At 44.6% G+C, this 26,325-nt stretch carries 19 protein-coding genes, 1 pseudogene and 2 other annotated features; of the genes and pseudogenes, 5 read left to right on the forward strand and 15 right to left on the reverse strand.

Going from position 1 to position 26,325, the window contains the following annotated elements; all coding sequences use genetic code 11:
* Nucleotides 1-148 precede the first annotated feature (148 nt).
* From LPAF129_RS08505 to LPAF129_RS08515, 3 genes are all read right to left on the reverse strand, one after another.
* Nucleotides 149-1,603, reverse strand: a complete 1,455-nt coding sequence (locus LPAF129_RS08505; protein ID WP_244056185.1) for a PH domain-containing protein — start codon at nt 1,601-1,603, stop codon at nt 149-151.
* On the reverse strand, nt 1,593-2,069 hold the full coding sequence (locus tag LPAF129_RS08510; RefSeq protein WP_244056187.1) for a PH domain-containing protein: 477 nt from the start codon (nt 2,067-2,069) through the stop codon (nt 1,593-1,595). Before LPAF129_RS08510 ends, LPAF129_RS08505 begins: the two co-directional genes overlap by 11 nt.
* A gap of 97 nt (nt 2,070-2,166) precedes the next feature.
* The gene (locus LPAF129_RS08515; RefSeq protein WP_244056191.1) at nt 2,167-2,847 is read right to left on the reverse strand and encodes a DUF4767 domain-containing protein; all 681 of its coding nucleotides are present in this window, start codon (nt 2,845-2,847) and stop codon (nt 2,167-2,169) included.
* Between the two features lie 171 nt (nt 2,848-3,018).
* Between LPAF129_RS08515 and LPAF129_RS08520 the strand changes: the two genes are divergently transcribed.
* Complete coding sequence (locus LPAF129_RS08520) at nt 3,019-3,471, forward strand: MarR family winged helix-turn-helix transcriptional regulator (protein WP_244056193.1); 453 nt, start codon at nt 3,019-3,021, stop codon at nt 3,469-3,471.
* A 1,033-nt stretch (nt 3,472-4,504) separates the two neighbouring features.
* Here the strand turns inward: LPAF129_RS08520 and LPAF129_RS08525 are convergent.
* The 6 genes from LPAF129_RS08525 to LPAF129_RS08550 form a co-directional block, all read right to left on the reverse strand.
* Nucleotides 4,505-4,699 (reverse strand): hypothetical protein, encoded by a 195-nt coding sequence (locus LPAF129_RS08525; RefSeq protein ID WP_244056196.1) that lies wholly within the window; start codon nt 4,697-4,699, stop codon nt 4,505-4,507.
* Between the two features lie 224 nt (nt 4,700-4,923).
* Nucleotides 4,924-5,685, reverse strand: coding sequence for a flavodoxin family protein (locus tag LPAF129_RS08530; protein WP_244056198.1), 762 nt, complete (start codon nt 5,683-5,685; stop codon nt 4,924-4,926).
* Nucleotides 5,686-5,709: 24 nt separating this feature from the next.
* Nucleotides 5,710-6,387 (reverse strand): DUF554 domain-containing protein, encoded by a 678-nt coding sequence (locus tag LPAF129_RS08535; RefSeq protein WP_244056200.1) that lies wholly within the window; start codon nt 6,385-6,387, stop codon nt 5,710-5,712.
* 526 nt (nt 6,388-6,913) lie between these two features.
* On the reverse strand, nt 6,914-8,212 hold the full coding sequence (locus tag LPAF129_RS08540) for a CapA family protein (RefSeq protein ID WP_244056203.1): 1,299 nt from the start codon (nt 8,210-8,212) through the stop codon (nt 6,914-6,916).
* Between the two features lie 162 nt (nt 8,213-8,374).
* The gene (locus tag LPAF129_RS08545) at nt 8,375-9,217 is read right to left on the reverse strand and encodes a MetQ/NlpA family ABC transporter substrate-binding protein (protein WP_244056205.1); all 843 of its coding nucleotides are present in this window, start codon (nt 9,215-9,217) and stop codon (nt 8,375-8,377) included.
* A 15-nt stretch (nt 9,218-9,232) separates the two neighbouring features.
* A complete protein-coding gene (locus LPAF129_RS08550; protein ID WP_244056208.1) occupies nt 9,233-10,381 on the reverse strand; it encodes an ArgE/DapE family deacylase in 1,149 nt (382 codons plus the stop codon).
* Between the two features lie 268 nt (nt 10,382-10,649).
* Nucleotides 10,650-10,886, reverse strand: a binding site (T-box leader).
* 1,044 nt (nt 10,887-11,930) lie between these two features.
* Between LPAF129_RS08550 and LPAF129_RS08555 the strand changes: the two are divergent.
* Nucleotides 11,931-12,994, forward strand: a pseudogene (locus LPAF129_RS08555) (methionine ABC transporter ATP-binding protein).
* The gene (locus LPAF129_RS08560) at nt 12,995-13,696 is read left to right on the forward strand and encodes a methionine ABC transporter permease (RefSeq protein WP_244056210.1); all 702 of its coding nucleotides are present in this window, start codon (nt 12,995-12,997) and stop codon (nt 13,694-13,696) included. It begins immediately after the preceding pseudogene.
* Between the two features lie 466 nt (nt 13,697-14,162).
* On the opposite strand, the gene LPAF129_RS08565 is transcribed toward LPAF129_RS08560, so the two are convergent.
* A complete protein-coding gene (locus LPAF129_RS08565) occupies nt 14,163-15,311 on the reverse strand; it encodes an ArgE/DapE family deacylase (protein ID WP_244056212.1) in 1,149 nt (382 codons plus the stop codon).
* 12 nt (nt 15,312-15,323) lie between these two features.
* Nucleotides 15,324-16,151: a transporter substrate-binding domain-containing protein gene (locus tag LPAF129_RS08570; protein WP_244056214.1), complete on the reverse strand. Its 828-nt coding sequence runs from the start codon at nt 16,149-16,151 to the stop codon at nt 15,324-15,326.
* A 498-nt stretch (nt 16,152-16,649) separates the two neighbouring features.
* Between LPAF129_RS08570 and LPAF129_RS08575 the strand changes: the two genes are divergently transcribed.
* Nucleotides 16,650-17,723 (forward strand): tRNA dihydrouridine synthase, encoded by a 1,074-nt coding sequence (locus LPAF129_RS08575; RefSeq protein WP_244056216.1) that lies wholly within the window; start codon nt 16,650-16,652, stop codon nt 17,721-17,723.
* Between the two features lie 288 nt (nt 17,724-18,011).
* Here LPAF129_RS08575 and brnQ read toward each other — a convergent pair whose 3' ends face one another.
* From brnQ to LPAF129_RS08590, 3 genes are all read right to left on the reverse strand, one after another.
* Nucleotides 18,012-19,388, reverse strand: a complete 1,377-nt coding sequence (gene brnQ, locus LPAF129_RS08580) for a branched-chain amino acid transport system II carrier protein (RefSeq protein WP_244056234.1) — start codon at nt 19,386-19,388, stop codon at nt 18,012-18,014.
* Between the two features lie 194 nt (nt 19,389-19,582).
* Nucleotides 19,583-19,832, reverse strand: a binding site (T-box leader).
* Nucleotides 19,833-19,892: 60 nt separating this feature from the next.
* On the reverse strand, nt 19,893-21,167 hold the full coding sequence (gene pepT, locus LPAF129_RS08585) for a peptidase T (RefSeq protein ID WP_244056219.1): 1,275 nt from the start codon (nt 21,165-21,167) through the stop codon (nt 19,893-19,895).
* Nucleotides 21,168-21,180: 13 nt separating this feature from the next.
* On the reverse strand, nt 21,181-22,827 hold the full coding sequence (locus LPAF129_RS08590; RefSeq protein ID WP_244056222.1) for a peptide ABC transporter substrate-binding protein: 1,647 nt from the start codon (nt 22,825-22,827) through the stop codon (nt 21,181-21,183).
* Between the two features lie 986 nt (nt 22,828-23,813).
* On the opposite strand from LPAF129_RS08590, the gene LPAF129_RS08595 reads away from it, so the two are divergent.
* Complete coding sequence (locus tag LPAF129_RS08595; RefSeq protein WP_244056225.1) at nt 23,814-24,881, forward strand: hypothetical protein; 1,068 nt, start codon at nt 23,814-23,816, stop codon at nt 24,879-24,881.
* Between the two features lie 222 nt (nt 24,882-25,103).
* On the opposite strand, the gene LPAF129_RS08600 is transcribed toward LPAF129_RS08595, so the two are convergent.
* Nucleotides 25,104-26,096 (reverse strand): hypothetical protein, encoded by a 993-nt coding sequence (locus tag LPAF129_RS08600; protein ID WP_244056227.1) that lies wholly within the window; start codon nt 26,094-26,096, stop codon nt 25,104-25,106.
* Nucleotides 26,097-26,325 lie beyond the last annotated feature (229 nt).

Genomic DNA, 26,325 nt, shown 5'->3' on the forward strand with positions numbered 1-26,325 from the left:
CCCTGTTTTGGGAAAACTGGGGCGGCTTTTGCGATTGCTGACCCTGTTTTGGAAAAGTTGAGGTAGCTTTTGCATTTGCTAACCCTGTTTTGGGAAAGTTGGGGCGGCTTTTGCGATTGCTAACCCTGTTTCGGGAAAGTTGGGGCAGCTATTGATCCGCACCCCGTTTGTACCATTCATAAATTCCGCTAACCTTATCCATTGGCAGGTAACGCACCTCAACTCTTTCAGCCCTATTCCCCGCACGGACCCGAATGATCAAATGGCTCAAGCCTGCCTTTTTCATCCACGGTGTTTGCTTCTGACTCAGGGACTGGACCTTAGCTTTGGGGATCAGATACAATTTCCGCGTCAACAAATGCCCCTTTTGTGCCAACAACACATCGTTTGATGCCAGGCCAACTCCCGTATTGGTGCCAGCATAGTAACCGATCCATGTCGCTAGCGGGAGCACCGCGAGCGACCAAGCACCATACGGCCACCAAAAAGTGCTACAAGTCGCAGCCGCAATTGCCGTTGGTAACAAGCTGTTACGCAAGATTCGCCACCGGCCGCGTCCGTCTACCAATTCCAGACCTTGAGCGGTGGGCGGCAGCCAGTCAATAAATTCGTGGGCTCGACTGAGCGCCTGTCCCTGATTCAAAACCGGCAACAAGACCAAGTTGTCATCTTTTTCTTCATCGGCTGTCTTAGAAGCAATCACAATTTGGACCGTGGCCAACCGCAAACTTTGCCGCAAGAAAGACTGCGAACAAACTACCGCCTGGATCTTCGCCAAACTGGCCGTGACATTATTTTGTTGTAAAAAGCCCTTGCTGGTAATGACCTGTTGCTTTTCTTGCCGAACTTCAAAATGAAAGTAGCGGTTAACCACCATTAGATAGGAAACCAGCAACGAGAAGGCCAACAGGAAAACTGCCAGTCCCAATAAAAACAGGACACTTTGATGTGCTAAGGTTGCGGCCGTCGAATCGACGTACTTTTGCGGCAAGACCTCAGTGACCCGGTCATAGATGACCCAAATTCCAATTAACAGCGGCACTACGCCTAAAGAAGTTAGGGCGTATAAGTTCAAATCACGAGCTTTGATGCGGTAGTGCGCCCCACCTGCTTGTTTTTCAGTCAGCTCCTCAGCACTTTTTGCCAGCGAATCCGGCGCCCCATTTTTAGCAACGTCCCGGTACGCGCGGATCTCCGCTAACACCTGGTGGGAAACAACCGGCAAAATAGCTTCCGCCTCGTCTGATGAATGCCCCGACGTTTCGATCTGCAAGGACAATAATCCAAACGGTCGCAGGTAAAACCACTGGTGCGTCTGCAAAGTTTGAATTTTTTCGTAAGCGATGTGGGTCTGCCGGCGAAAAATGATGCCGGAATACAAGACCACTTCTCGCTCGTTGATCTCATAGCGGAAACATAAGTATTTTAAAATTGCGGACCCGACCAGCAAAACGCTGACAGCCAGCCCCAACCATAGCGCCCAGCGCGTCAACTTATCACTAAAATTGAACGCCAAAATGGCAAACAGCCAGACCAGTCCTTCCTTGAGTGAATGATAGCCAAAGTACAAGAGCGCCGCGGGATGGAGGTGTTTAGCTTTCATCAAGATCCTCCTGTTGGGCGAGCGCCATCAGCTGCTGTTTCAACTGCTCGGCGGTTGCTGGCAACACTCCAGCAATTTCATGGGAAGTCGCCGCCGTTTCAACTTCGACCGTCTGCAAACCGAATAACTGAAAGAGCGGGCCCGCCTGTAAAGTCACGTTTTGGATCCGTGAGATCGGCACCGCCGTTTGCTGATGAAAAATGAAACCAGATTCGATTTCGACGTCAGTTGCGGTCAATTGATACCGCCAGAAACGATATCGGTATGGCACAAGCGTCAGTTCAAGGGCAAAACCGCCCACCACCAAGATTCCGGCCGGATAATTCAACCAGCTTGGCCAGTCAAAATGGCCGATGACCCAGGCTAAAATTGCCCAGACGATCAAACCGCAAACAAAGACGATCAAAGCACTGATCCGCCATACGGTTTTAATTTTAGCCGGCAGTTGTTCCGATAAATTCTGCATGTTCACCCTCCATTCTTGGTCCCAGTATAGCGAAACTCAAGCGGAAAAACAAAAAATCATTCCACGAATTTTTCTCTTCTGAAATGATTTTTCTTTGTTATTCAGCAATAATTTCGGCAAATTTCTGTTTTAAAGCAACGTTTTCTGTTTCTCCAAAATGCAGCAAACCATCGTTAGTATCCTGATTTTGAGTCGTCAGTAAGACCTTCGGAATTCCGTCGATCAGGGTAAAGAAATAGACGTGATGAGGCCTTATTATCTCGTCACCTTTATCCTGAGTTTCCGAATCAGCATATACCGCTACTAGGCTGTATGTTCCCGCACTGGCACGACCATCTGTGGACCATTGGATCTTGACTGGAACATCTCTGATCGCCATCGTTTTTTGCGGATGATCTTCCAAAATTCCTTGCGGCAGCGGCATCCCATATTGATTCACATTATGAGTCGGGCTATATTCTCGGTAGTCTTGGTTCATCTCCTGACTAAACTGTGCCATAAATTGCCGCAGTTGTTGCGCCTTACTCTGATTCCAATAAACTGTGGGCTGTGCGCTCGTTTGGTCGCTCGCAGAGTTTGTTGCACTTGAACTATTTTCTTTAGTGACACTGCTCTGACTAGCCTGTTTGCGACTAGTTGTACTTGATGCGGTTGTACTACTATGCTGTGCAGTTTTAGGTGCTTGACTGCTTGCCTTTTGCGACTCTGTTTCCGTGGTTTTGGCACAGCCGCCTAAAAGCAACCCCAACAAGACTACGCCATAAACTTTTCGCTTCACTTGAATTCCCCCTATCATTTCTCTTTCCAGCATAGCAAACTTTCCCTGGCAAAACTAGTTAAACGCTGGCCTGTCAGGCGTAAAAAATGATTGGAAGCAATCACTAGCCCTTTTTGTTGTAAATGCAACATAAAAATGATAAACTCTTCTTTAACAAAAGGAAGTGGAAAAATGGTCGAAGTTTTGCGCCCGATCGGTGCCATTGCTCGAGCTCTTGATTCAATCGCAAACTATGAATTCAAAGACCTCGCTCTAGCGAAGGGCCAGTACTTATATTTGGTCAGAATAGTGGAACAACCTGGTATTACTCAAACGGAATTGATTAATTTATTAAAAGTTGACCGCTCTACCGCCGCACGTGCATTAAGAAAACTAGAAACACAAGGTTTTATTACCCGAGTGCTTGATTCTGCAAATGAAAAGAATAAACGTCTTTTCTCGACTAACAAAGGAAAAGAACTTTATACTACGATCAGACGAGAAAATGACTACTCCAATCAAACTGCACTTACTAACTTTTCGTCACAGGAAGCTCAATTATTGGCGACATTATTAGCTCGAGTTGAAGATAATATTAGTGCCGATTGGAGTTATGTCAAAAAAGGAAACAAAAGAGAATACTAGCCGCCATCAAGAAAAGGTGATATTTATGTCAATTACTATTGAACAAATCGGACCCGAACAGGTCAACGAACTAAAAAAATCAGTGAAGAGACCTTCACAGCAACTTTTGGCCCAGAAATTTGCTTGATCAGCCATTTATTTCGCACTAAGAAATAAGGGACAAAACTAACCGCAAAAATTTTAGAATAGCACCTGAAGATTTAATTACAAGGAGGAGATTTCAATCAATAATCGCGACGACTTAAATACCGAGAAAACTTTTTTACTTGAAAAGCTCAAACAAACCATCGCTGAATTTGGTGAAGAAAAAGAGATCTTTGCCTGGTTTAAGTGGAGTTCCAATCAAAAAGTATATTTTGATTACGATTTTTATAATCTAAACCACAGCTCTACAGAGGATTTAGCACAAGGAACGGATTTTGAAATTTTAACCACCCAGGAATTACTGAACAGGTTAGAAAAACAAAACGGTTCCCGATAAATTCCAGCTAGATCAATTAGACATCTGTTCCCTATCAAGGTTTGATTTGCCAGTCCTTTATTTCAAACTAAGAAATAAGAACCAAACGAATCGGAAAATATTAACTAGCCCTACTTTTTATCGCTTGTTATAACGAACTTACAGCACGAAAAAATTCCGTGCATAGACAGCACAAGAGCCGATACTCCTGCATGGGTACCGGCCCTTGTTTCGCTGCGTGGAATTCAGCGTCTGAATTAGATGCACACGTAGGTTCAATTCTTTCTATGATAGAATTCCTGACTACATCTTTATGTTAATCATATTAAAACTAGCTATTTTTTTGCTCAGTACGTCTTCGCATATAAATATCATACAATTCCCCTAACAATAGTCCAATTACTATAATCAAACCTGAGGTTCTAACCTTACCTGTAAAAGCATAGATAATAACCAGGCCGACAACGATTATCACCAATGTTTCTCCTATCGCGCTCATATAAGGATGTTTTTGTTCAAAAATACGATATCTTTTAAACATTAACTAATCATCTCGCTATTTCGTTTGCTATTCTAAGCGTCACTAGAGCTATCCGTTTTTTTCTTTCTCAGAAATTTTTGAACACTATCCGATAAAATATAGACTACAAAAACACCCATCGTTACCCATAAGGATTGAAGCAGTTTACCCGTTGACATGAAATCAATTATTCCAATACCTGCGGCTGTTATAGCAGCACCAATTATCATAAGAAAGTACTTATTCATCTTATGTCACGCTCCTTCTAATATCCTACATAACCAGACACCTGACAGTATTTAAATTACTACTAATCTTCTTGATAACTTTACCGTAACAAACATGCAGTTTTTTTGTCAAACGTTTACATTATTAGAAAATACTACCAATAATTGCTATTATAAAAAGCCCAACTTTTTGCGAAAGTCAGGCTTAACTATTAACTAAAAAGCACGATAATTTTTCCTTGAGTTTATTTGCGCCGGTGCTTCATAAAGGTCGCAAAATGTAAAATACTAGCCAATAAGGCAAAGAAAATGACGACAAACGAGCCATAACTCAGCCAAAAACCAGCGCGCGGCAATAGTCCTAAGCCAACTTGGATCCCCATCGCTGCCAACGCCATCACTGCCACCATCACAAATAATTGCAAATATCTTTTCACTGTACTATCATCCTTTGTTTGCAGTTTGCTGAGCTGTTGCCCTCGTTTGATACATTCCGCCTTTTTAGCCGCCGGTAATTCCGTCACACCCCAGGTCTTGGTCATCACGATCTCATTGACCCGGATCACCCCTGCAGCCGTCATAACCTGATCGATCGTCTTAAAACTCTGGTCCGTCACCCCGGTCACCCAGTTTTCAAACGTTCCTGTGTAACAATCAGTAATGCTCAAATAATGTTTATGTTTGAAACGGTCGGGATGCGTTTCTCCGTGGCGGTCAAAGCGCACTAACCGCTGACGCAGACAATCAAAAAAGTCCTTCATTTTTCCGGACAAAGCGCGCCAGTAGGTCGGAGCCGCAATGACCCAGACATCGCTTTCCAATAATTTTTGTTCCAACTCATCCAAGACCGGATCTGGCTGTTCTTTCGTGTCCGGTTTGAAGTCATAGTCTCCTAAAAAAATCGTTTCTGTTTCATGGACTGGATCGACACTGGCTAAAACTGTCTGCAATAACTGGGCCGTGACCCCATCGCGTCGCTGTGAGCCCAAAATTCCAAGTACTTTCACACTCATTATCTCCCGTCTTTTACTCTACAAGAAATGTAAGATTCCTAAAACAAGCGGCGGCACTAATAAGGCCGGCAAAAAATTCATCGTATTAATTTTCTTGATTTCCAAAACACCCAGTCCTGACGCAAAAATCAAAACGCCCCCGACGATCGTCAATTCGTTCAGTAAAGCCGGACTTAAGGCTGACTGCACCAATAATGCCAGCACATACAAGCCGCCCTGCCAACAAAATAAGACCACGGCGCCCCAGGCGATCCCGATGCCAAATGTCGCGCCTAAAACGATCGACGTGATCAGATCCAGCGTCCCATTTGTCAGTAAAAATGTATAGTCATGGTCCAGTGCTGCGTTGATCGGTCCCAAAATTGAGAGGGAGCCAAAGCAAAATAACAAGACAGCTGTTGCCAAACCAGCACCTAGCTCGCTCGTTGTGAACCGTTGGACGGTCCGGTCAAAACGGCCCTGTAAATTCAGAACCGTCCCCACCAAACCACCCACTGTTAAACTAATAATGAACAAAACTGGTAGTTTACTCTGGTCTAACGGTTTCAAAACCGTATGGATCCCGATCACGACCGCTGCCAAACCAATCGACTCCATTAAAACCTTGTGATAAGCCGGTTTCAAATACTTTTTGAATAAACTGCCAACAATACTCCCCAAAACAATCATACTAGCGTTAAAAATTGTACCGTACACATGTCCCACCTTCTTCTACTTAATTACTTAACAGCTTACCATTTTTAGCTGAGGTCCGGCTACTAAAAAACAGAGCGGATTGAGGTGGTTAAGAGACGAGATTATCGGAGACTAGACTTTGATGCGTACTTGGCATCGAAGTTTAGTCTTGGATAAGCGCAATCCCTTGCCTCAAGTAGCTCGACTATGCTGAGACTCGTACTCGCTTAGAATAGCTTTAGTTTCGTACCTAACTTTCCAGGAGTTTGGTATAAAAGATCCGGTTTCGTACTAAACTTTCCAAGAGTTTGGTACAAAAGGCCTGGTTTCGTACTGAACTTTCCAAGAGTTTGGTACAAAAGGCCTGGTTTCGTACTAAACTTTCCGATAGTTTGGTCCACAAAATTTTTTCTGGACCCTGTTTTGCTCAACTTTGGTCCACAAATTTATTTCTGGACCTTACTCCAGCAGTCTTTGGTCCACAAAAAAACAAGACTGTCCCCTCACTAGCTAGTTAGCACAGCCAGAATGGTCCAGTCTTGATTTATCAAAAACGTAAGCGAGCAACGTTTCCCTGAATTTCAAATTCAGTGCCAAACTCGGCCGACAACCGTGTTAGCCGTTCTAGAATATGACTATCCTGTGAGATCACGGGCCAGCCCTTACGCTGATCAGACATTGCATAATCAAAGCCCAATTCAACTGGTGTCAGCGTGAGCTCCGTTAGTTTGCCATCCTCGACTTGCCAATACGGCACCACCGCCTCATATAAATCACGGTCAGCGTGCATGCCGCGCGTATTTCCGGCCCACTGCGCGTCAAACAAATCTGCGATCGTGGCATCCGTCGGCAGGTCAAAACTCTCAAAATAATCTGCGGGAGCTTTGGTCAGGTTTTGAATGTTCAAAATAATATCACCCAGTGAATAGAAGATTGGCCGCCCGTGATAAATTTCTACCCCGCGAATCGTATGCGGCCCGTGGCCAACAATTGCATCGGCACCATCGTCAAGACATTGATGCGCAAATTCACGCAAGAAATCTGGGACCGATTCACGATCCATTCCCTGCATTTCGTGACAGTGAATCGAAATCAAAACGTAATCGGCCTGTGCCTTAGCTTCGGCGATCATCCGCTGAAAACGGCGCAAGTCCCGCGGATCAGCGGTCGTTTTTTGTCCCCGTTTGTCAGCCACTTTAAAGGAATAGGCACCCGCCGTAATTTCATCAGCTGGAACTGCTGGTGCAAAACCCGTTTGACGGTAAAATTCATTTTCATCATCCAAATGAGTGTCGCGAATGATTTCTTTCAGTTGTGCGGCATCGGCTGGAGTCACATAGTAAGTCGTTTTAAAGCGTAACGGGTTGAGTCCCGGGCGTCCCGGCAAATAGGCAGAGGCATTTCCAGCGATGGCTGCGGGATTAAAAGTACTAGTCGCCGCGATTACCGCTACCCTGCCAGTTGCAGCTTCAAAATAAACCGGCTGTGCGGCTTCCTGCAAATTCCGGCCAGCGCCAGCACAGGGTAAGTCGGCTTGGGCCACGTTGGCCAAGGTCTTCTCCAAACCACCATAGGAATAATCCAAGGTATGGTTATTGGCAAATGAGGTCACGTTAAAGCCTAGTTTTTTCAGGTCACGCAAAACTGCGGGCGGTCCGCACAAGTAGCCGCCGCCACTATATTGTGAGCCATATGATTCATAATGGTGTAAGGTCGTTTCCAAGTTAAAAAATCGCGTTTGGCCCTGGTGCACTAATTCTTGAAAGGCTGTCATCCCCGGATAACCATCCGCTGGTAAATGGCGCTGGATGATGGCATCGCCTGTGGCAGTAAAAGTCATTTTCATTCGGTCGTCCCCCTGTCAAATTTTGTTTGTGCGCTTAACTACCATTGTTTGCACGACTATGGTAGAAAATTTCGTCAGAACTACCATACTTTGCATAACTATGGTAGAAAGTGTTAACAAAACTCACATAGTCACGCCAACTATGTGAGTTAACTGGCCGCTTTATTTCAAGTCCAAGTCCCAGCCTGGAATGATCAACTGACCGTATTGTTTTTGCACTTCTTTTTTCACGGCAGCTGTTTGGTAAGCCTTAGCCAGATCCTTGTATGCCTGAGTATTTTTCTTCTTTTTAGCAACTGCCAAAACATTGATATATGGTTCAGCCTTCTTATCTAATTTTTCGCGGTACAATGAATCTTTCAAGGAAACATTACCTGAAGCTGCAAAACCGCCATTGATCACGGATGCATCCACGCTTGACAAGGCCCGAGCTGTTTGTGAGCCGTCAACTTCTTTGATCTTTAAGTTCTTTGGATTTTCAGCGATGTCTTTGGTGGTGACCAACGGATCATTGGAAGCTAATTTGATCAAACCGGCACTCTGTAACAAACGCAAGCCGCGAGCTTCGTTGGCTGCATCATTAGAGATTGCGATAGTGGCGCCGTCTTTAATATCAGCGACTTTTTTGACTTTCTTAGAGTAAAGACGCAAAGGTGCAATGAACGTCTTACCAACTGAAGTTAGGCTATTGTCATGGGCTTTGTTGTACTGGTTCAAGAAATCTAAAGTTTGGAATGAATTGACGTCTAGTTCACCATTAGCGACCGCCTTATTCGGCTGATTCCAGTCGCTAAATTCTTTCATCTTGATCGTTAAACCATACTTATCCTTGGCCTCTTTTTTAACAACTTTCCAAATCTGTTCATCCTTTTGCGTTGGTGCCACGGTACCAACCGTGATCGTCTTTTCTTCCTTCGTAGATTTATGGCCAAAACTAAAGTAGCCAGCCACTACGACCACAATTACAACAACAATTCCAATTAAATACTTCACACTTTTTTTCATTTGAAATTCCTCCACTTATTTTAAGTATTCTTTGACAAGTTCTTGATAAACATTGATCAGTTCTAAGTAACAGCTGACTGTTGTATATTCATTGAGCTGATGGTCAGTCTGGCTATTGTCGGCTCCCAAAATCACGGTCGGCAGCTGATGGTTATTTTTAATGAAGACACTGGCATCCGTGGCTCCGTTCATCGTTTGCAGCTCAACTTGGCGGTCTTGGAAGTTATTTAGAGCGGCTTGTTGGGCAAGTTTGACAAACTCGTTGTCTTTTTTAGTTTCGACTGGTTCAAAGTTATGAATAATTTCTAGTTTCAACTGAGCGGCGTGCTCTTGATTTAATTTGGCAAGCGTCGTTTCTAACCGGTCGATCACCTGTTGATTATTGAAAGCATAGGTTGGTCGGATGTTGCCGAGTAATTCCGCCTGGTCGGGGATCGTGTTGACCTGGTCGCCGCCTTTGATCACAGTGACGCTATGTTGAACGTCCCCCAAATATTCATCGGTGGGAGCATCAGCGAATAAATCCTGTTCAAGGTTGATGTAATTGACCAAACCGGCGATGGCGTTAATGCCTCTACTAGGAGTTGAGCTGTGCGCTGCTTTACCAGTGCTGGTAATGCGATAATTAAAACTACCAGAATGAGCGTAAATGATTTGACCGTCCGTTGGTTCACACACGACCATCGCGGTGGCGTCGTCGATCGCATGTTGCTCGTTTAAGCGGTAGGCACCTGGTGTCCCATACTCTTCGCCCGCCGTTGCGACTAAGCGTAAGCTGCCGTTCAGCTCCACACCTTGTTCTTTGAGTTCGATCAACGTAATGGCGGCCGCAGCCAACCCGCTCTTCATATCAGAGGCACCCCGGCCATACAACTTATCACCCACAATTTCGGCGCCAAAGGGATCATGTTCCCAATCGGCTGGGTCCCCAACTGTCACCGTATCTTGATGTCCCGTCAGTACCAAAACCTTGGCGGGGTCCGTGGTCTGACCAATGGCAGCTTGGAGATTAGCCCGCTTGTCGCCAAACTCATCGACTGCAGCTTCGATCCCATGTTGAGCTAACAATTTTTGTAAATACTGAGCCACGATGATTTCATTGCCATTCACTGTGTGTAACCGGATCAGATCTTGTAAAATTTGAATCTTTTCTGCTTGTTCCATTGGTAAACAACCTCCTAAAGTGTGAGAAGTACTGAGTGCTGAGTTGGAAACGAAGTGCTTTCGCTTTGGGTCCGGGCATTGTAGTCGAGCTGCTTAAGCTAAGACTGTACATCTTAGTCGAGCTACTTAACCCAGAAGATTCCGCTTAACCTGCTTTCTGCCACGATGCCTAAACCGCATCATGCCCGGAAGCCTGTTAATGCTCATCTTCTAACCGGGTTAATTCGCCCTGTGTATATCTGTGCATAAAAAAAGCTTCCGCCCCTGATCAAAGGACGAAAGCAACGTGTTACCACCTTAATTTGTGTTTTCTTTACAAAAAACACCTCAACAACTTACTAAAAATCAATAAGCTAGACGATAACAGGTCTTACTGTAATATTTGCTTGCACAATTATTAATGCTCGGAGCTCATCTTCATTTTCTTTCACTTTGAGTCCTCTCAGCACACGAACCCTCTCTGAAAAAGCTACTTAAAAACTACCCTTCTCTTCATCACATGTTTTTAATTTTAATTTAATGATAGTGTACAGGTAACTTTTTAAGTTTGCAAGTCTTTTTTGCATTTTTCCAAATAAATTTTTATTTTTCTGGTCTTTTCTACGTCGTTTCATGAAGTAAAGCCCTTTCTTTGGCGATTTAACAGATTTAATTCGGATATTTTTTTATTTCAGCCGAAATTTAGCTTGACGGCACCTGATTTAAATGGTAAATTTAGTGACATTAAATTTTAATCTAATTAAAAACTAAGAGAAGAGTACTAGACTAAATAGTTTTCCAGAGAATGTCTGCCGCTGAAACGACATAACTAACTAGTCTACGAAGATGAACTCTGTTGAGCCAGCCAGCGTGCAAGCAATGGTTGCGGTGGATCCGTTAACTTCCAAACTAACAAGAGCTTAGCCCCAGCATTTCGGGGCTATTCAACAAGGTGGTACCGCGGGTTTACTCGTCCTTTAGATCATTGCAGATCTAGGGGACTTTTTTTATACACAGAGCGAAGTGAGGCGGTTAAGAGACGAGCATTATCTTGACCTGACCTTTAATGCGCTTTTAGCATTGAAGGTCAGGTTGGGATAAGCGGAATCTCTTGCCTCAAGTAGCTCGACTAAGATGCACAGAGCGAAGCAAGCCGGTTAAGACTCGAGCATTAACAGGCTTCCGGGCATGATGCGCTTTGAGCATCGTGACAGAAAGCAGGTTAAGCGGAATCTTCTGAGTTTCGTAGCTCGACTAAAAAAACAGAGCGAAGTGAGGCGGTTAAGAGACGAGCATTATCTTAACCTGACCTTTAATGCGCTTTTGGCATTGAAGGCCAGGTTGGGATAAGCGGAATCTCTTGCCTCACGTAGCTCGACTTAAAAAAACAGAGCGAAGCAAGCCGGTTAAGACTCGAGCACTAACAGGCTTCCGGGCATGATGCGTTTTATGCATCGTGGCAGCAAGCAGGTTAGGCGGAAAGTCTTGGCTTGAGTAGCTCGACTAAGATGCACAAAGCGAAGCAAACCGGGAGAGCTCGACTAAGCAAACAAACAAGGGGGAATTTTAAATGAGTACACCAATCATCGAACTAACTAATATCCAAGTGCACTTCCAGCAAAAAGAAAAATTGATCAAATCCGTTGACGACGTTTCGCTAACGATCAACCAAGGCGACATTTATGGGATCGTCGGTTATTCCGGGGCCGGAAAATCCACCCTGGTCCGGGTCATTAACCTCTTACAAAAACCAACCGCCGGCCAAGTCACGGTCAGCGGCGATGTCTTATTTGAAAAAAATGACCAAACTACCCACGAACTCGCTGCCGCTGAACTACGGACCAAACGTCGCAAAATTGGGATGATCTTCCAGCACTTTAATCTCTTGAACGAACAAACTGCCTTGCAAAATGTAGCTTTCGCGCTCAAGCATAGCAAGCTCAACGAATCTGCTCGTTTACAAAAAGCGGAGCATCTCTTAGAACTAGTCGATTTGACCGACCAAAAAGATCAGTTTCCGGCACAGCTTTCCGGCGGCCAGCAGCAGCGCGTTGCCATCGCCCGGGCGCTCGCAAACGACCCTGAGATCTTAATTTCAGACGAGGCGACTTCTGCCTTAGATCCTAAAAACACCAACCAAATCTTGGACCTATTAAAAGATCTCAACGCCAAACTGGGGGTCACGATCGTCTTGATCACCCACGAAATGGAGGCTGTTAAGCGCATTGCCAACAAAGTTGCAGTGATGGAAAACGGCCAAATCATTGAACGCGGCGACCTCTTAGACATCTTTACCAACGCCGCCGAACCGTTCACGCGCGAACTAGTTGGTTCACAAAATGCTTCCGAGACTGCGCTCGATATTTTGACCCATTATACCTAGCCGCAAACGAAGAGATCTACCATCTCGTTTACACCGGCCGTTCAATTCAAGAGCCGCTCACCACGCGCTTATTTGAAAAATTCAACGTCGAAACGAGCATCATCTACGGCAACGTCGACCTCTTGACGACTAAGCCGGTTGGAACGCTCTACGTGATTTTCCATGGAGAATCTGCAGCGCGCCAGCAAGCCAAAGAATACTTATTAAGCCACGGTGTCTTGGCCGAAAAACTTGAAACGGAGGACAAATAAATGACAGAATTTTTCAGCAAATACTTTCCTAACGTCATCGCCCAGGGTTGGGGCGGCGAATCCGGCTGGCTGACCGCTATCGGCCAAACTTTTTACATGACTTTCTGGTCCTTCATCTTCGGTGGGATCTTGGGCTTGTTATTCGGAGTCGGCCTCGTTTTAACCGCTCCAGAAGGAGTTTATCCCAACAAGATCATCTTCAATCTTTGTGACAAACTAGTGTCATTTTTCAGAGCCGTGCCATTTATTATTTTATTAGCCTTCATTGCACCAGTCACTCAGTTGCTGGTCCACACCCAAATCGGAACGACCGCCGCTCTAGTCCCACTGTCACTGGGCGTCTTTCCCTTTTATGCGCGGCAAATCGAAGTTGCGCTGGCCAGCGTTGACCATGGTATCATCGAAGCGGCTCAGTCTGTGGGCGCCACTTTTTCCGACATTGTTTTCACCGTTTACTTACGCGAAGCACGTTCTGAAATCGCACGGGTCACGACAGTCACGCTGATCAGTTTGATCGGATTAACAGCGATGGCGGGCGCAATTGGCGCTGGCGGCCTGGGTAACACCGCTATTTCTTACGGTTATAATCGTTTCAATAATGACGTTACCGTGGTCGCTACCCTCATTGTTTTACTGTTAGTGGTGCTAGTTCAAGTTGTTGGTGACAAAATCGCGGCTGCTTTAAATCATCGTAGTAATTAATTAGAAAATGTGCTTACTAAAGATTCCGTCTTGTCTGTCAAATTGGCAGTCACAAGGCGGAATTTTTGGTGGGTTGAGCTTCGACTGGGGGGAACTTTGCTCGACTTACACCCAGTTGCTTTCTGTCTGGCCCCTTCTTTCGCGATTTTGGGGCCAGACTGCTTTCGTTTGGTCCCTCCTTTCGCGATTTTGGGGCCAGACTGCATTCGTTTGGTCCCTCCTTTCGCGATTTTGGGGCCAGACTGATTTCGTTTGGTCCCTCCTTTCGCGATTTTGGGGCCAGACTGCATTCGTTTGGTGCCTCTTTTCCCCAACTTTGCTCCAGACTGCACTCTGCCAAGCAAAATCAGGACCACCAGCACAGTTACTTCAACAAAATTCCAACCGTGACGCGCCCCTGCTCCCATTTGCCAAAAATAACCAAAAAAGCGACTTTCCCTTTACTACGGAAAGTCGCTCCTATCAATTAGCCCACAAACTTCAAGGCTAGTTTTTTATAAAATTCAATCGCCTGTAAATAAACGTCAATGTCGACATATTCGTCAGCCTGGTGCGAAGTTTCTGAACCAGGACCAACCACGATACTGTTAAAGTCGCCTTTGGCCTGCAAAAATTCAGCTCCGTCATTAGCTCCCAAACTCCCTGTTAAATGTGGCTGCTTGCCAAAAACATCTTGATAAACTGCGGTCGCTGCCTTGGCTAACGGCGTATCCGGCGTACCTAAAATTGCTTCTTCTGGAAAACTATACCGCAAAGTCAAGTCATAGCCGTCTTTGGCGTTCAATTCCGCTAATACCGCTTCAAGTTCGGTGTAAAACAGCTGGTTTGGATATTCCGGGATCGTCCGGATATTGCCCATGTAGGAAGCCTGCGCCGGAATACTATTGACCTGTTCGCCGCCCTTGATCTTCGTGATCTCATGAGTGACGGAGCCCAGTAACGGATCATCATGGTCAAACTTCGCCAGCCGTTGCTTTGCCAAATGGTAGAAGTCCCACAAATTATCGATGGCGTTGATTCCCATCCACGGCCGGGCACTGTGAGCACCCTTACCCGCAGATGTCACTTCGTAGTCAATCACCCCGCGCGCGGTATAAACGATCTGCGACATTTCATCACTAGGTTCAGCAATCACGAGTCCTAACAAATTGTCCGCGTAGCCGGCTTTAGTCAACTGTGCCGCACCGTACTCGCCGGTTTCTTCACCAACTGTGCCAAACAAGCGGAGTTGCCCGTGCAGCTCAGTTCCCTCTTCCAGCAGTTCTAGTAAAGTGATCACGATGGCTGCCAAACCGCTCTTCATATCCGAAGCACCACGGCCAAAAACTTTGTGGTCTGCGACTGTCCCGGCAAATGGCGGGTAGGTCCAATCGGCTTCGTTGCCCGCCGCCACAACATCCATATGTCCGGCTAAAGCGAAGGTCCCGCCAGCTGGATCTCCCATCGTGATGATCAAATTATCGCGGCCGGGTGCGTAAGTTAATTTTTCGACCTGAACTTGCGGATATGCTTTGAACAAAGAAGCAATGTAGTCTGCAACTTCGGCCTCATTGGCATTGACTGATGGAATTTGAATGATTTTTTGTAAAATTTCGATTTTTGTATTTTTATTCATGTTGTCCCCCGCTTATTTATTAGCTAACTGCTGTTTTTGTGCCTGTTCTAACATCTGATCGAGCTCGCCCGATTTCTTTAAACGCTTGATGACTTGATTAACTTTTTTCTTTAATTCTACATCATCTTTGTTCATCCCAACACTGACTGCACTAATGTCAGAGGTGGTTTTAAGTTTGATTTTAGTCGTGGCATAAGTATCTGGGTATTTCAAAGTGTAGGCTTTGGAATCTTCTGCCCCTAAAATCACCCCATCAATTTTGCCAACTTTCAGTTCAGTCGTTAAGGTTCCTAAGCCGCTTTCTGTCACCAAATGTGCTTTGGATAATTGCGTCTTAGCGACTTGTTCTTTTGCTGAGCCCTGTTGTGCACCAATACTTTTGCCGTTCAAGTCACTGATTTTTTGGTACTTATTAGCGTCGGCTTTCCGCACCAGCAAAACGTTTGAACCTTCATGGTAAGTATCTGAAAAGCTAACGACCTTTTTTCTAGCTGGCGTGGCCACCATGCTGGCTAAGACCATATCGACCTTTTTATCCTGTAATTCTGTGACCAACGCTGGGAAGGAAACATTTTCAATTTTAAGTTTCACACCCAGTTCATCCGCAATTTTATTTGCCAGTAAAACGTCAAAGCCGACAATTTTTTTCTTACCATTTTGAACGCTAATATATTCAAACGGGGGCGCATCGGCTGAGGTCCCCATCGTGATCGTTCCTTTATCTTGAATGCGTTTCACACTGTCATCGCCCTGACTTTTCCCGCAAGCCGCCAAACTAATGACCACCAACAAAGACAGTAAGCCTTGTACAATAAACCGGAGCTTCTTTCCTGTTACCATTGAATCTTTCCCCTATGATTTAAGCTGTGTGAGTCCTCCCGACTCGCTGCGCTCTGTGATTTAGTCGAGCTGCGTGAAACAAAAAGTTCCGCCCATCCAAACCTAGGAACCAATGCCGAAACCACCTTGGTCCCTATGTTCCGATGGTGCTCACTTTCTAACCGTTTCACTTCGCTCTGTTTTTATTAGTCGAGCTACTCAAACCAGAACTTTCCGCCCATCCAAACCCAGGGTCAATGCCGAAAACGCATTAACTCCTGGGTCCCGATGGTGCTCGAGTTCTCCCGGTTTGTTCCGCTCTGTGATAAATTAGATTTTACCACATCTTCCTCTAATAATATACACCTTTTTGAATATTTATTAAAATAATGGAATGCACACTGTTTTTTATAGCAGTAAATTTCTTGAAAAATCGAGCAAATACCGCTAGTATAGGAAGAGTCTATCAATTGATCGTTCACTACTAATAGTTAAAGTTACATGGAAAGGATATTATTCATGGTTCAAGTAAAATCTGCCTTCTGGCAAAATATTGTCGACCAGGCGCAAAAACACCCGGCAGTTCCTGGGTTAAAAACAATCCCATTTTTCTCAATGGCTCCCATGGAAGCTGTCACTGACTCCGTCTTTCGGCGCGTCGTTGCGCACGCCGGTGGGCCAGATGTGTATTTCACTGAATTCACTAATGCCCGGTCGATCACGCACCCCAAAGCTAAATTTTCAGCACAAGCTCGTTTGCATGTCGCTGAAGGCGAAGTTATGCCTGTTGCACAAATCTGGGGGAACCGCGGCATTGATTTTGAAACAGCAACAAAAGACTTAAAAGAACACGGCTACCAAGCTGTTGATATCAACATGGGCTGCCCATCTGCCACCATTATTAAAAACGGCGGCGGTTCCGACATGATACGTCATTTTGATGACGCTGCGACTGTAATCGCCAGTGCCAAAGAATCCGGACTTGCCGTTTCAGTTAAAACTCGGTTGGGCTTTAACGAATTAGAAACTTTTGAAAAATGGGTGCCCTTCCTATTAGAACAAGATGTTCCGTTGTTAACGGTGCACGTTCGTTCGCGGAAAGAAATGTCAAAAGTACCAGCTCATTACGAATACATCGACCGCTTAGTGGAATTGCGCGATCAGATCGCCCCACAGACTTTATTACAAATCAATGGTGATATTAAAGATCGGAATGCTGGTTTGGAATTGGTCCGCCAGCACCCTGGTGTCGATGGCATCATGATTGGCCGAGGAATTTTTGAAAATCCCTTCGCCTTCGAAGATCAGCCGCGTGAACATTCATTAGAAGAAACTCTGAGCTTATTGCGGATGCAGCTAGATTTGTACGATACGTTCAATGCTCAGTACGGTCCGTTAAACTTTAAGAAACTGCGCCGCTTCTTCAAAATTTATGTCCGCCATTTCAACTATGCGTCAGACTTGCGGATCGCCATGATGGATTCCACCAACACGACCCAAGTCCGCGAGTTACTGGACAAATTTGACCAACAACTCGCAGCTCATCAAGCTGAACAAACGATTGCCATTGATCCTAACGAGCAATCATCATAGAACAAATAAAAAAGCTTGTAACACCAGAATTTGAAGCTGGTTGTTACAAGCTTTTTTGCATAGTTTGGGTGACTATGCTCATTTTCCTCGGCTTTTCGAGCATACTTCGGCCGACTATGCTCATTTCTCTCGGCCTTTCGAGCATACTTCATCCGACTATGCTCATTTCCCTCGGCCTTTCGAGCATACTTCGGCCGACTATGCTCATTTCCCTCGGCCTTTTGAGCATACTTCGGCCGACTATGCTCATTTCGTGCACCACAATTGTCCCAGCCAATCAATACAGAGTTACTCTTCAACCGTTTCTCTCACAGTTTTCGGGCTGAACTTAGCCAACAAAACGCCAGCGCCTAAGCCGACTAACATAAACGGTAAGAAATCTAATCCCACACTGTAGAGCGGGATCAGCCGACTAGCCCACTGGTCAATGGCAGCGAAGAATTGCCAGTTTGCCAGGACTGGCGGCAGGTTATGCACGACATCTAAAATAGCGGGGATCAGGGTCAACATCACCGTCGTCCGATAAATTAGCCTATTTTTGCCGATCACTGGATTTAAAAGGCCTAAGGTGATCAAAGCAATCGCTAAGGGATACAAGAAACTCAGAATTGGTGAGGAATAGCTAATGATCTGGTCTAAGCCAAAGTTCGCGATCAAAAAGGAAAGTCCCGCTGCTAAAAATAAAAAGCGGTGGTAGCCCAGTTGTGGGAATCGTGCTCCTAAATCTTGCGCGAGAGATGTGATCAAACCGATAGCGGTTGTCAAACATGCCAGAAGAGTCAAGACCGCTAACAACGCTGTTCCCAAAACTCCAGTGTAGTGTTGCATGATCGTCGTAAAAGCACTGCCGCCTTCCGTCGTTAACCGGCTGTAATGCAAGCTTGATGCACCTAAGATGATCAGTAAAACGTAGATCACTGCTTCAAAACCGAGGGTCAGTGTCCCAACTTGAGCGACTGAACGAGAACGTAAGCCCTGCTCTTTTTGCCCAAATTGTTTGAGCGCCGCAATGATCGTCACGCCAAAACCTAAGCCCGCCAAGGCGTCCATCGTGTTATAGCCTTCCAAAAAACCGGTGATAAAGTTCGCCGTCCCTTGACCATCCAATGGCAAAAGTTCCAAGGAATAGACATCGTGGCCTTTTAAAATAAAGGCGATCACAAACAGGAGCGTTAATAACAAAATCAAAACTGGATTTAAGATCTTACCAACATTGCGAATAATACTTTGTTCATGATAGGCTAACCAAACGACCGCCGTGAAAAATAAGGCAGAAAAGACTAGTAGTCCGACATGAGTTAAATGCTGGGGAATAAACGGCTGAACTCCCATCGTGAAGGTCACAGTCGCTGTCCGCGGCGAGGCCACTAATAATCCAAGGGAGGCGTGGGTCAAAACTAAGAATAGTAAGGCAAAGTTTTTGCCCGCGGGTAACGCCAAGTCATACATACTATTGCTTTCTGTCAAACTGATTGCCAGGATCGCGAGCAGCGGTAAACAAATCGCTGACAGAATAAAACCACCGGCCGCTGCCAGCCAATTCCCCTGAGCTAACTGTCCTAAATGAATCGGAAAAATCAGGTTACCTGCGCCAAAGAAGAGGCCAAACAAAAGTGAGGCTAGAATTAAATATTGTTTCCCTGTTAATTTAGTATTGTTTTCCATGTTGAGTGTTCCCCTTTCGATTTTACCCCAGTCCATTCATCCAGGCGCATGCTCCTAGACAACGTTCACTCAGGTGACTAGCCTGCAACTCAAGGTGATCGACCTCCAGTCTTCGGCAGCTTGAACTATCTGCTTGTTTTCCAGGCCAACAAACCAAACGTCGCAAAAAAAAGCGCCCCCGATCAATTTTCATGATCAAGGACGCTTTAGCGTGTTACCACCCATCTTCACAGCCAACTCGCGCTAACTGTCTTACAAAGTACGGCCCGGGCTTGCCCCGAGCGATACTCCATTGCGGTAATGGGCGCATTCCCATCAGCTACTACTTTAATTTCATAGCTGCAACTTGTAGCTTACTTTCATTTCCTGCGACTACTTCTTTCCACCACCCAGAAGCTCTCTAAAAGTCGGACCGGTCATTACTCTGCTACGCACTGTCTTTGCTTGTCTTTATTTGTTATGGCCTAGTTTACGAAATTTAAATTAAAAAGTCAACAGTTATTTTTAATCTTGGCCTAATGGTGCTTCGTTCCGCTGTCCGTTTTGTGCCACATGTTCCTGGCAAATGGTGACGATCGTCTCCGCCAGCAACGCCATTCCTTCCGTAGTCGCATACTCATACTTGCCGTGAAAATTACCGCCGGCATTAAATAGGTTCGGCGTCGGGATTCCTTTTTCCGTAATAAAATCTCCGTCAGTTCCCCCACGAAAGGCAATCACATTCGGAGTCAAGCCCAGCTTGTGATACGAATCTAAGACCAGATTCACAATATACGGATTTTCTCGGATCTTATCGCCCATGTTGACGTACTGTTCCGTTAATTCCAACGTCAGCCGCGGCTTATCCAGCTGAGCATTGATTTGCGCCACGATCTCCTCGACTAAATGGATCTTTGCTTGATAAAGCTCCCAGTCAAAATCACGGATGATCAGGTGCAATTCGGCATGGTCGATCGAGCTGACTTGACTAGTCAACATAATAAAGCCCTCACGTCCCTGCGATTCTTCCGGAACTTGGTCCTTAGGCAAAGCTGCGGCAAATTGGTTAGCCAAAGTTGCAGCATTCACCAGCAAATGGTACGCATTTCCAGGATGTACAGCCGTTCCTTCGATCTCAATTTTGGCGGCTGTTGCATTAAATGTTTCGTATTCCAGGTCGCCAGGCTGGCCGTTATCCAAGGTATAGGCAAATTCCACCGGAAATTCACTGGCATCAAAGCGCTTGGCACCCTGCCCAGTTTCTTCATCCGGACCAAAACCGACGTAGATCGGGCCATGTTCAATTTTCGGCTGCGCAATGAACGCTTTCAACGCTCCAAATAATCCAGCAATTCCCGCCTTATCATCTGAGCCAAGTAAAGTCGTACCATCCGAAGTGATCAACCGTTGCCCCTTGAGTTTCGTCAATTCTGGAAACTCACTGACATGCATGACGATTCCTTGGTCTGCGTTTAACACCACATCTTGTCCATCGTAGTCTGGATGAACTTGAGGCAAGACATTTTCTGCGGGATAATCGGTCGTATCCAAATGAGCCACAAAGCCGATTCCTGTAATATCTTGCGAACTATTGCCTGGCAAATATCCCATCGCAAAGCCATTTTTCTCGTTATACCATGCCTCTAGTCCTAAGTCTTGCAGATCTGCGACTAAACGTTTCGCCAACTTAACCTGCCCCGGAGTTGACGGGACCGCCTGGCTTCGTGCATCAGAACGACTATTATATTTACAGTAAGTGACAAACTGTTGTTCAATAAAATCATGATCAATTTCAACCAATACTAACACTCCTCTATTTACTGATATATGCTTCCTTCCAATCGTACGGTACACTCGCCGGATGGAAGACCACGCCCTTCACATTGGGACGCAACAATTGTGACTTCGAAACCTGATACAGCGGGATCGTTCCCTGGTCTTTCATCAGAGTTTTTTCAGCCTCGACTAAGTTTGCCCAACGTTTTTCAGGCTGGTTCCCATATTCATTTTCAGACTGATCTAACAACTGATCGAATTTCGGATTGTCGTAGCCAGAAGTATTGTAGGCTGCATCTGCTTCGTAAACGTCTAAGAAGTTGATTGGGTCCGCGAAAATTGATTGCCAAGTTTTGACTGTCATTTGGTAATCTTTTTTAGACTGGCGGGTGATCATTTGGACAAACGGCATCGTCGATAATGACACTTTGACGCCAGGCAGATCTTCTAGTTTACTTTGCAAAAATTCCGCTGCTTGCTTACTGCTGTCAGTATCTGAAGTTAACAGGTTCAAGTTCAACTGTTTGATGTTTTCTTCTTTGTATCCCGCTTTTAAGAGTGCCTTGGCTTTTTTCAAATCATAAGAAACTGCAGATTTGACATAAGCTTCTTCGTTAAATGCCTGACCAGTCTGCGGATTGTTTCCCATTTGACTAGGAACAAAGCCTTTCAGCGGAACCGAGCCGTCTTGTAAAACTTTGTCAGTTAACTGTTTACGGTCAATTGCCAATGAAAGTGCTTGTCTGATTTTCAAATTTTTAAAAGCTGGTACTTTAGTCTGGTTTAGTTCCAAACGTGTTGTGGCAGTTGGCAGTCGTTTAACATAGGCTTTGTTGTTGACGTTTGCCTTAACTTGCTGCCCGTTTAACAGTGTTTCATCGACTTTATTAGAGCTGTACATATTGTAGCTAGTCGTGGTACTTTCAGAAACCAGTTCCTTAATTTTTTGCAGGTGAACGTGTTTTTGATCCCAGTATGACTTATTTTTGACCAAGGACCACGATTTGCCGGAACCATCCCAATCGGCTAGTTTGAACGGACCATTAGAAACTAAATACTTAGACTGAGTACCATACTTAGTTCCATATTTTTCAACAACTTTTTGATTCAACGGATAATATAACGGAAAGGCCAACATTTGTTTGAAGTAATAGACTGGCTTAGCTAGTGTGACCTGCAAATGGCGGTCATCTAAGGCTTTCACACCCAAAGTGGATTTGTCTTTTTTACTATTGTAGATTTCTGCCGCATTTTTAACGGGATCCATGTAAAAAGCATCTTGAGCGGTGGTTTGCGGATCAACGGTTCGTTGCCAGGAGTACACAAAATCTTGGGCACGGACCGGATCTCCGTTAGACCATTTGGCTCCCTTGCGTAAAGTAAAGGTGTATCTTTGACCATCCTTCGATTCCTTAGTTGACACAGCTAGTGCTGGTTGCGGCTTCCCGTTTTTATCCAAACGATAGAGCCCTTCTTGAACATTCATCAAAGTCTGAAAACTCAGGGTATCAGTGGCCTTAGACAAATCGGCGGTGGCAATTGTCATTTGTTCGGTCCACCGTAACTCTTGGTGCTCTGCATACTTGCCAGAATCGGCTTGCGAAGGTGTGCTTGCTTTATGCCCACAGCCTGCCAACAATAAGGCAGCGCCTGCGGTTAAGGTGTAAAGTAGTTTTTTATTCATGATTAACCCCCTCGTAGGTGTCTTTTCCTTAGTTCGATCAGTGTCACAATTAAAAAATAAACTGCCGCTAGTTTGACTTAAACAATAGGCCAATTATGTAGCTTGGTCCCGCTCCTTTCCCTATTTTTTAACCTAATTGCTTCTTGAGCAGTAGTCACTTTTATTAGTTGTTTCTAACTTTTATATCATTTTATCAGGAATTAATTTAATGTCAACGTTATTTATTTTTAATTTTTCCAAACTTGGTGCACGAGCTCCAGCGCTATTTTTTTGGCTCAAAATAAGGTAAGATAGAAAACAGAGCGGAGCAAAGCGGTTAGCTCCCGAGCATTATCGTAACCTGGCCTTTAATGCGGTTTAGGCATTGAAGGTTGGGTTGGGATAAGCGGAAGGAGTTGCTTTGAGTAGCTCGACTATGAAAACAGAGCGTAACAAACCGGGAAAACTCGGGCACCATCGGGACCCAGGAGTCAATGCGGTTTCGGCACTGACCCTGAGTTTAGATGGACGGAAAGTTCTGGTTTGAGTAGCTCGACTATAAAAACAGAGCGGAGTCAGGCGGGAGGACTTGAGCACTATCGGAGCCTGACCTTTAATGCGGTTCAGGCATTGAAGGTTGGACTTGGATATGCGGAAAGTCCTGACTGACGGAGCTCGACTATAAAAACAGAGCGGAGCAAACCGGGAGAACTCGAGCACCATCGGGACCCAGGAGTCAATGCGGTTTCGGCACTGACCCTGAGTTTAGATGGGCGGAAAGTTCTGGTTTGAGTAGCTCGACTAAAAACAGAGCAAAGCAAAGCGGTTAGCTCCCGAGCACTATCGAAGATCAGCCGAAAACTAAAAATTTGTGAACCTAAATCACTCAAAGCTGGGTACACAAAAAATTTAAAGCATGATTGAAATCTAGTCTGGCTTTTCCTAAACCACCTATTTTTATCAGCAATTCAATCGTTCCTATTTCAAAGAGGTGTCAACAAACTTAAATGAATAATATTTTAAACTACCGGTACTTACTAGACTATGCCACATTTGGTCTCTTACTGGTGATCGTAATTTTCGGCAACTTAGCCTTGTTCATTCTAGCTGCCGGTTTCATTGCATTAATTTTAATTCTAAGAGTACTCTTCATGTTGCAGTATCGTCCTCAGCTTAAAGCGGTCCTGGTTGTTACATACAGTTTTTCGCTGATTCTTCAAACTATCTTTTATACCATGGCTGTATTCCCTGCCGATGGTAATGAGCATTTGATTTTACGAGTCATTGCTGCCATTTTACTGCCTTTACCTTTTTTACTCGATCAAATCATCAGCAAAAGTAAAAGTCGTTCTTTCTACTTACCTTCCGTAGAAAATCTCACGACGATCACCTTTGCAGAATTAAAGAAAAATCAGGCGCGGTTACACCAATCGCTGCAAAATCTGCAACATTTTAAGCACGTCTTTTCTACTGACAACATGCAGCAAATTTTTGGCGATTTAAACCGTCATAGTACTTTTCGCTATATCAACAATGGCAGCCTAGACCAGACTTATTTTAAAAAAGCAGCTGAATCATTAAATGACCCGTATATTTATCTGATTATTTCGAACACTGGCAGCCCAGCCAGTGAACTGATCGGTCTATTTACGCAAAAACAATTCAATCATGCCTCGCTTAGTTTTGACCAAGACTTACAAACAATCGTCAGCTACAACGGTGGTGAACGGATTTATCCGCCTGGACTCAATCCTGAGATCTTGCAAGCTTTCCATAAAAAAGCTGATGCATCTGTCTTGATTTATCGTTTGCGTATCACTCGCGCACAAAAAGCCAAAATCTTGGCCACGATCCAACAAATTAACGACACTGGGAGTGCCTACAATATTTTAGGCTTAGTTACCAAACATTCCGTTCGTAGTAATATCATGTTCTGTTCCCAATTTGTTTATCAAATGTTGCAAATTGCTGGCGTGAATTACTTTGAAAAAAAGCCCGGCTTTGTCCAGCCGACAGACTTTATCGAACTAGACTATCACCGTCAGTTAGAATATGTTTCTGAAATCAAATTTTAACTAGCATACAAGAAGTTTGATAGTATAAAAGTGAAATAAGCGCCCGGATTCCTCAATCTTCAAGAAATCCGGGCGCTATTATTTTGCAAAAAAGCTTGAGAAATTTCAATAACCTAAACTTAATCTTGGTTCACCATTTCATTTATTCTTTTACTTCAACCCAACTAAAAATGAGTAACAGAAACCTTTGATGATTTCTGTTACCCATTTTTGTTTCAATTATTATTTGATCCACACTTCATTAACTAAACCGTGATATGAGACTCCATCGGTCAAAACCTGGTCTCCATCGTAGGAAGTATAACCATAGTAAGTTTCAGTGTCACCACTACTCCACTTCACATCGATCCTCACATTAGAACTAATTGACTTGGTGTCATTAGTATCAGATGTAACATCGTAGGAAAGAATGTTATTGGCGTTATATTGATAAATCGTTGCTACCCCACTGAAAGTTGTGTCATCATTATTATACTGAATTATCGTTCCATCAGAATAAATTCTCAGAGAACTCTGTAGCCTGTCCGAATCATAATTATAAAATTCGTAATCGCCGACAAAGTTAGTATGACTGCCGAAGCCATGCCCCGTTCCATTTGAATGATGACTACTTGGCGCTTTAGTGGCAGAACTAGAACTGGAAGAAGAATCACTGTCTTTCTCTCCAAAACCGTTCGCGCGTGCTTTTTCAAATTGATCGACTAATTTTTGATCCTGTAAGTTGGTCGATGAAGCTCGCAAATCATTGCCAATAAACTTGGTATACGCTAACTGGTGCTCACTGTTTAAGTAGACGATTGCACCATTGCCATCGATTTCTTGGTCACTAATTCCGGTAAAGACTTGGTCAATATGGACCGACGCATTTGGTTTGACTTCAACTGTACCATCTAGTTGTGAGACATGTTTATTGCTATCATCTAAATAAAAGAATTTCGCCTGGTTGAATTGGACCGTCTTATTGGTCGTATTCTTAATATCTGCAGAAATACCATAAATAGTTGAATCAGCCGAACTCTTCCCTTCATCTTTATCAGCCGAAAAAGTAAATTCGACTTTCTTCTGGTCCGCAGTTGACAGATCCTGATAATATACTGTTTGTTCAGCAGAACTAGCTTGATTCGACTCCTCTTTGTTCCGTTGAGAACATCCCCCAATTAATAAGAAAACAACTGGCATAAGTACCGTCAGCAGTTTTTTTGTTAGTTTCACCATTAACAACTCCCTTTTTTTATTCGGAAAATTCAAGTCTAAGTTAGCCACTCTCACATATCATTTATCACATTAGTAGCTTAGTACAGCTCGGTGGGGAGGGAGAAAGGCTTGAGCCAGGAGGCGAAGGCCTTTCTCCCTCCCCACCGTTCGCGTCCATTTTTCGCGCTTAACCGGCCTGAAAAATCTTTTGAAGCTCAGCTTCTAGCACCATTCGTGGCGTCTGAGCTTT

This window comes from Ligilactobacillus pabuli, assembly GCF_022836475.1.
In the GTDB taxonomy this organism is placed as follows: Bacteria; Bacillota; Bacilli; order Lactobacillales; family Lactobacillaceae; genus Ligilactobacillus; species Ligilactobacillus pabuli.